Below are 6,693 nucleotides of genomic sequence, written 5' to 3' on the forward strand. Positions count from 1 at the left end.
ATCAATAGTGTGATTATTAAAGTAAATTTTAGGGTTCTGTTGATATTTCGTTGAAGTTAATGACCCGGATTGGCATATGGAGTATTCAGAATATTTATGAAAAAGCGGAAAACCGTGAAGAAGCGTTACGTTATTGCGCTGGTGATAGTCATCACCGGGCTGATTGCGTTATGGAAAATTCTTAACGCACCCGTGCCGATTTATCAGACGCTGATTGTGCGCCCTGGTGATTTACAGCAAAGCGTGCTGGCGACCGGAAATCTGGACGCGTTGCGTAAGGTTGACGTGGGTGCGCAGGTCAGCGGTCAGTTGAAAACGCTGTCAGTGGCGATTGGCGATAAAGTAAAAAAAGACCAGCTTTTAGGGGTTATTGATCCTGAACAGGCTGAAAACCAGATCAAGGAAGTGGAAGCAACGCTGATGGAGCTACGCGCACAGCGGCGGCAGGCAGAAGCGGAGCTGAAACTGGCACGGGTGACGTATTCACGTCAGCAACGTCTGGCACAAACGCAAGCGGTTTCACAACAGGATCTCGACACATCCGCGACGGAGATGGCTGTGAAACAGGCGCAAATTGGCACCATTGACGCGCAAATCAAGCGCAATCAGGCCTCTCTCGATACGGCTAAAACCAATCTCGATTACACCCGCATCGTTGCACCGATGGCCGGGGAAGTCACGCAAATCACCACTTTGCAAGGCCAGACGGTAATTGCCGCACAACAAGCGCCGAACATTCTGACGCTGGCAGATATGAGTACCATGCTGGTAAAAGCGCAGGTTTCTGAAGCGGATGTAATCCATCTGAAGCCGGGGCAAAAAGCCTGGTTTACGGTGCTTGGCGATCCACTGACGCGCTACGAGGGGCAGATCAAGGATGTGCTACCGACGCCGGAAAAGGTTAATGACGCTATTTTCTATTACGCCCGTTTTGAAGTCCCCAACCCCAATGGTTTGCTGCGGCTGGATATGACCGCGCAAGTGCATATTCAGCTCACCGATGTGAAAAATGTGCTGACGATCCCTCTGTCGGCGTTAGGCGATCCGGTTGGCGATAATCGTTATAAAGTCAAATTGTTGCGTAATGGTGAAACACGCGAGCGTGAAGTGACGATTGGTGCACGTAACGATACCGATGTTGAGATTGTCAAAGGGCTGGAAGCTGGCGATGAAGTGGTGATTGGTGAGGCCAAACCAGGAGCTGCGCAATGACGCCCTTGCTCGAATTAAAGGATATTCGCCGCAGCTATCCCGCTGGGGATGAGCAGGTTGAGGTGCTGAAGGGCATCACCCTCGATATTTATGCCGGCGAGATGGTGGCGATTGTTGGCGCTTCGGGGTCAGGTAAATCGACCCTGATGAATATTCTCGGTTGCCTGGATAAAGCCACCAGCGGCACCTATCGCGTTACCGGTCAGGATGTTGCCACGCTGGACGCCGATGCGCTGGCGCAACTGCGCCGTGAGCATTTCGGCTTTATTTTCCAGCGTTACCATTTGCTTTCGCATTTAACCGCCGAGCAGAACGTTGAAGTACCCGCCGTCTATGCTGGTCTTGAGCGGAAACAGCGACTGCTTCGTGCCCAGGCGTTATTGCAACGACTGGGGCTGGAAGACCGTACAGAGTATTATCCGGCACAGCTTTCGGGGGGGCAGCAACAGCGCGTCAGCATCGCGCGGGCATTGATGAATGGCGGTCAGGTTATACTTGCCGATGAACCGACCGGCGCACTGGACAGCCATTCTGGCGAAGAGGTGATGGCGATCCTGCATCAGCTGCGCGATCGCGGGCATACGGTGATTATCGTCACCCACGATCCACAGGTCGCTGCTCAGGCCGAGCGGGTGATCGAAATTCGCGACGGCGAAATTGTGCGCAATCCTCCCGCCATTGAAAAAGTGAATGTCTCTGGCGGGACGGAACCTGTCGTCAAAACGGCATCTGGGTGGCGGCAGTTTGTCAGCGGTTTTAACGAGGCGTTGACGATGGCGTGGCGGGCGCTGGCAGCGAATAAAATGCGTACTTTACTGACCATGCTAGGGATTATTATCGGTATTGCGTCGGTGGTTTCAATTGTCGTGGTGGGTGACGCCGCCAAACAAATGGTGCTGGCAGATATTCGTTCTATTGGCACGAATACTATTGATGTCTATCCCGGGAAAGATTTTGGCGATGACGATCCGCAATATCAGCAGGCGCTGAAGTTCGACGACTTAATCGCTATCCAAAAACAACCGTGGGTCGCCTCAGCCACACCTGCCGTCTCGCAAAACCTGCGCCTGCGTTATAACAATGTTGATGTCGCTGCCAGTGCTAATGGCGTGAGCGGCGATTATTTTAATGTCTATGGCATGACCTTCAGCGAAGGGAACACCTTTAATCAGGAGCAGTTGAAAGGCCGTGCGCAGGTCGTGGTTCTCGACAGTAATACTCGCCGTCAGCTTTTCCCCCATAAAGCAGATGTGGTTGGCGAGGTGATTCTGGTCGGAAATATGCCCGCCAGAGTCATTGGTGTGGCAGAAGAAAAACAGTCGATGTTTGGTAGTAGTAAAGTGCTGCGTGTCTGGCTACCTTACAGCACGATGTCCGGGCGAGTTATGGGCCAGTCGTGGCTGAACTCTATTACTGTCAGGGTGAAAGAAGGATTTGACAGCGCCGAGGTGGAACGGCAACTCACGCGTTTACTTTCACTGCGCCACGGTAAGAAGGATTTCTTTACCTGGAACATGGACGGCGTCTTGAAAACCGTTGAAAAGACCACACGTACTTTACAACTGTTTCTGACGCTGGTGGCGGTGATTTCGCTGGTGGTGGGCGGTATTGGTGTAATGAATATTATGCTGGTGTCAGTGACCGAGCGGACGCGGGAAATTGGCATTCGCATGGCTGTAGGTGCGCGTGCCAGCGATGTTTTGCAACAGTTTCTGATCGAAGCCGTGCTGGTTTGTCTGGTCGGTGGCGCGTTGGGGATAACACTGTCACTGTTAATTGCTTTCACCTTGCAGATTTTCTTACCCGGCTGGGAGATTGGTTTTTCACCGTTGGCGCTGCTGCTGGCGTTTTTCTGCTCGACTGTCACCGGGATTTTATTTGGTTGGTTACCCGCACGAAATGCGGCACGACTGGATCCAGTGGATGCTCTGGCACGAGAGTAATTTTTGAGATAAAAATGCCAGCCGATCGGGCTGGCATTTTGCCTTTAGGATGTACACAATGAGACAGAAGAGCTATGCGACTGCCGCTTCTACTTCGACGGGCACAATAACACTGGCGTGATTGCCTTTTGGCCCCTGGTGGACATCAAACTGAACGGATTGTCCAGCTTTTAGCGTTCTGTAACCATCCATCTGAATGGTGGAATAATGAGCGAAAATATCTTCGCCGCCGCCTTCAGGGCAGATGAAACCAAACCCTTTGGCATTGTTGAACCACTTAACAGTACCCTTTTCCATGCTTCGACATCCTTCGCAAATCTTATACAAGTAAGATGGAATAAACCGGGGTCAGAGAGGGGGCTGTTCAAAACCTCGCCAACTCTAAAAATACAATTTAGAGAATTAGGGCGAGCCGTCAAGCATTTGACAGCGGCCAGGGGGCAGGTATGAATCAAAATTTGAAGCAGTTAACGCTATTGACAGGAATGTGACAGATGTCGCTGATGCCAATGATAGATGATAGTTATCTATCATGTGGAGTAGATTGATCAGGCAAATAAGCTCTTGTCAGCGGCAGGGCGTTCTGCCGATAACCGTAACCGAAGATGATAACTGACAATGGGTAAAACGAACGACTGGCTGGACTTTGATCAACTGGCGGAAGAAAAAGTTCGCGACGCGCTAAAACCGCCATCTATGTATAAAGTGATATTAGTCAATGATGATTATACTCCGATGGAGTTTGTTATTGACGTGTTACAAAAATTCTTTTCTTATGATGTAGAACGTGCAACGCAATTGATGCTCGCTGTTCACTACCAGGGGAAGGCCATTTGCGGAGTCTTTACCGCCGAGGTTGCAGAAACCAAAGTGGCGATGGTGAACAAGTACGCGAGGGAGAATGAGCATCCATTGCTGTGTTTGCTAGAAAAAGCCTGAATGCAGGCATAAAAATTGGGGGAGGTGCCTATGCTCAATCAAGAACTGGAACTCAGTTTAAATATGGCTTTCGCCAGAGCGCGCGAGCACCGTCATGAGTTTATGACCGTCGAGCACTTGTTACTGGCGCTGCTCAGTAACCCATCTGCCCGGGAGGCGCTGGAAGCGTGTTCTGTGGATTTGGTTGCGCTCCGTCAGGAACTGGAAGCCTTTATTGAACAAACCACACCCGTTCTGCCTGCCAGTGAAGAGGAGCGCGATACGCAGCCAACGTTAAGTTTTCAGCGTGTACTGCAACGTGCGGTCTTCCATGTTCAATCCTCTGGTCGCAATGAGGTTACCGGTGCAAACGTTCTGGTCGCTATCTTTAGCGAGCAGGAGTCGCAGGCGGCATATCTGCTGCGCAAACATGAAGTCAGCCGTCTTGATGTGGTGAACTTTATCTCTCATGGCACGCGTAAAGACGAGCCGACACAGTCTTCTGATCCTGGCAGCCAGCCAAACAGCGAAGAACAAGCTGGTGGGGAGGAACGTATGGAGAATTTCACGACGAATCTGAATCAGCTTGCGCGTGTGGGGGGAATCGACCCACTGATTGGTCGTGAGAAGGAGCTGGAGCGTGCTATTCAGGTTCTCTGCCGTCGCCGTAAAAATAACCCGCTGCTGGTGGGGGAGTCTGGTGTCGGTAAAACTGCGATTGCGGAAGGTCTTGCCTGGCGAATTGTTCAGGGCGATGTGCCAGAAGTGATGGCTGACTGTACGATTTACTCTCTGGATATCGGTTCTCTGTTAGCGGGCACGAAATATCGTGGCGACTTTGAAAAACGTTTTAAAGCGTTGCTCAAGCAGCTGGAGCAGGACACTAACAGCATCCTGTTTATTGATGAGATCCACACCATTATCGGTGCGGGGGCTGCGTCTGGTGGCCAGGTCGATGCGGCTAACCTGATCAAACCGTTGCTCTCCAGCGGTAAAATTCGCGTGATTGGTTCGACAACCTATCAGGAGTTCAGCAATATTTTCGAGAAAGACCGTGCTCTGGCGCGTCGCTTCCAGAAAATTGATATTACCGAACCGTCGATCGAAGAAACTGTTCAAATCATTAATGGCCTGAAACCGAAGTATGAAGCGCACCACGACGTGCGTTATACCGCGAAAGCGGTGCGTGCGGCAGTAGAGCTGGCGGTGAAATATATTAACGATCGTCATCTGCCGGATAAAGCGATTGACGTTATCGACGAAGCGGGCGCTCGCGCACGTCTGATGCCGGTAAGCAAACGCAAGAAAACCGTTAATGTTGCGGATATTGAGTCTGTGGTGGCGCGTATTGCACGTATCCCTGAGAAGAGTGTTTCTCAGAGCGATCGCGATACCCTGAAAAACCTCGGCGATCGCCTGAAAATGCTGGTTTTCGGTCAGGATAAAGCCATTGAGGCGCTGACGGAAGCCATCAAGATGGCGCGTGCAGGTTTAGGTCACGAACATAAACCGGTCGGTTCGTTTTTGTTTGCTGGCCCAACCGGGGTCGGGAAAACCGAGGTGACGGTACAGCTTTCCAAAGCCCTGGGCATTGAACTGTTACGCTTTGATATGTCCGAGTATATGGAACGTCATACCGTTAGCCGCCTGATTGGTGCGCCTCCGGGATACGTTGGCTTTGATCAGGGGGGGTTGCTGACCGACGCGGTCATCAAGCATCCGCATGCGGTGCTGCTGCTGGACGAAATCGAGAAAGCGCATCCGGACGTGTTCAATATTCTGTTGCAGGTAATGGATAACGGCACGCTGACCGACAACAACGGACGCAAAGCTGACTTCCGTAACGTGGTGCTGGTGATGACCACCAACGCCGGGGTACGGGAAACCGAGCGTAAATCGATTGGCCTTATCCACCAGGATAACAGCACTGATGCGATGGAAGAGATCAAGAAGATCTTTACGCCAGAGTTCCGTAACCGCCTCGACAATATTATCTGGTTCGATCATCTGTCAACCGACGTGATCCATCAGGTGGTGGATAAATTCATCGTCGAGTTGCAGGTTCAGCTGGATCAGAAAGGTGTTTCTCTGGAAGTGAGCCAGGAAGCGCGTAACTGGCTGGCCGAGAAAGGTTACGACCGGGCAATGGGCGCACGTCCGATGGCGCGTGTTATCCAGGACAACCTGAAAAAACCGCTCGCCAACGAACTGTTGTTTGGCTCACTGGTGGACGGCGGTCAGGTTACCGTCGCACTGGATAAAGAGAAAAATGAGCTGACTTACGGATTCCAGAGTGCACAAAAGCACAAGGCGGAAGCAGCGCATTAATCTGATGGTTTAAAGTCTGTTTAGTTGGTTGATAAAGTCCGTAGTCTCGAAAGAGGTTACGGACTTTTTATTTGTAGGCCGGGCGGTGAAAATCCTATATTTGTGGGTGATAGTAAGTTGTTGATAATTAATGGTGCTGAGGGGAAGGGATAAAGTTGTCGAACCCCGGTCGGGGCTTCTCATCCCCCCCGGTATGTGCAAAATGCGAAAAAAAAGCCCGTACTTGCGTACGAGCTCTTCTTTAAATATGGCGGTGAGGGGGGGATTGACTCGCTTCGCTCGCCCTGCGGGC

The 6,693-nt window shown here is 51.3% G+C and carries 6 protein-coding genes; 5 read left to right on the plus strand and 1 reads right to left on the minus strand.

Translation table 11 applies throughout. The annotated features are described in order from the left end of the window. Nucleotides 1-96 precede the first annotated feature (96 nt). Both macA and macB read left to right on the plus strand, forming a co-directional pair. Nucleotides 97-1,212, plus strand: a complete 1,116-nt coding sequence (macA, locus tag A7090_RS06525) for a macrolide transporter subunit MacA (protein ID WP_105273403.1) — start codon at nucleotides 97-99, stop codon at nucleotides 1,210-1,212. Next, on the plus strand, nucleotides 1,209-3,155 hold the full coding sequence (gene macB / locus A7090_RS06530) for a macrolide ABC transporter ATP-binding protein/permease MacB (RefSeq protein WP_105273404.1): 1,947 nt from the start codon (nucleotides 1,209-1,211) through the stop codon (nucleotides 3,153-3,155). The genes macA and macB overlap by 4 nt, the downstream gene beginning before the upstream one ends. Nucleotides 3,156-3,227: 72 nt before the next feature. On the opposite strand, the gene cspD is transcribed toward macB, so the two are convergent. Then, the gene (gene cspD / locus A7090_RS06535; RefSeq protein ID WP_000410785.1) at nucleotides 3,228-3,452 is read right to left on the minus strand and encodes a cold shock-like protein CspD; all 225 of its coding nucleotides are present in this window, start codon (nucleotides 3,450-3,452) and stop codon (nucleotides 3,228-3,230) included. A gap of 178 nt (nucleotides 3,453-3,630) precedes the next feature. Between cspD and A7090_RS26470 the strand changes: the two genes are divergently transcribed. The 3 genes from A7090_RS26470 (at nucleotide 3,631) to clpA (ending at nucleotide 6,401) form a co-directional block, all read left to right on the plus strand. Then, a complete protein-coding gene (locus A7090_RS26470; RefSeq protein WP_240245894.1) occupies nucleotides 3,631-3,675 on the plus strand; it encodes a hypothetical protein in 45 nt (14 codons plus the stop codon). Between the two features lie 98 nt (nucleotides 3,676-3,773). Then, nucleotides 3,774-4,094 carry an ATP-dependent Clp protease adapter ClpS gene (gene clpS / locus A7090_RS06540; RefSeq protein WP_105273405.1) on the plus strand — a complete coding sequence of 107 codons (321 nt, stop codon included), beginning with the start codon at nucleotides 3,774-3,776 and terminating at the stop codon, nucleotides 4,092-4,094. Nucleotides 4,095-4,124: 30 nt separating this feature from the next. Then, complete coding sequence (gene clpA, locus A7090_RS06545; RefSeq protein ID WP_000934041.1) at nucleotides 4,125-6,401, plus strand: ATP-dependent Clp protease ATP-binding subunit ClpA; 2,277 nt, start codon at nucleotides 4,125-4,127, stop codon at nucleotides 6,399-6,401. The last annotated feature ends 292 nt before the right edge of the window (nucleotides 6,402-6,693 follow it).

Source organism: Escherichia sp. MOD1-EC7003 (genome assembly GCF_002965065.1).
In the GTDB taxonomy this organism is placed as follows: Bacteria; Pseudomonadota; Gammaproteobacteria; order Enterobacterales; family Enterobacteriaceae; genus Escherichia.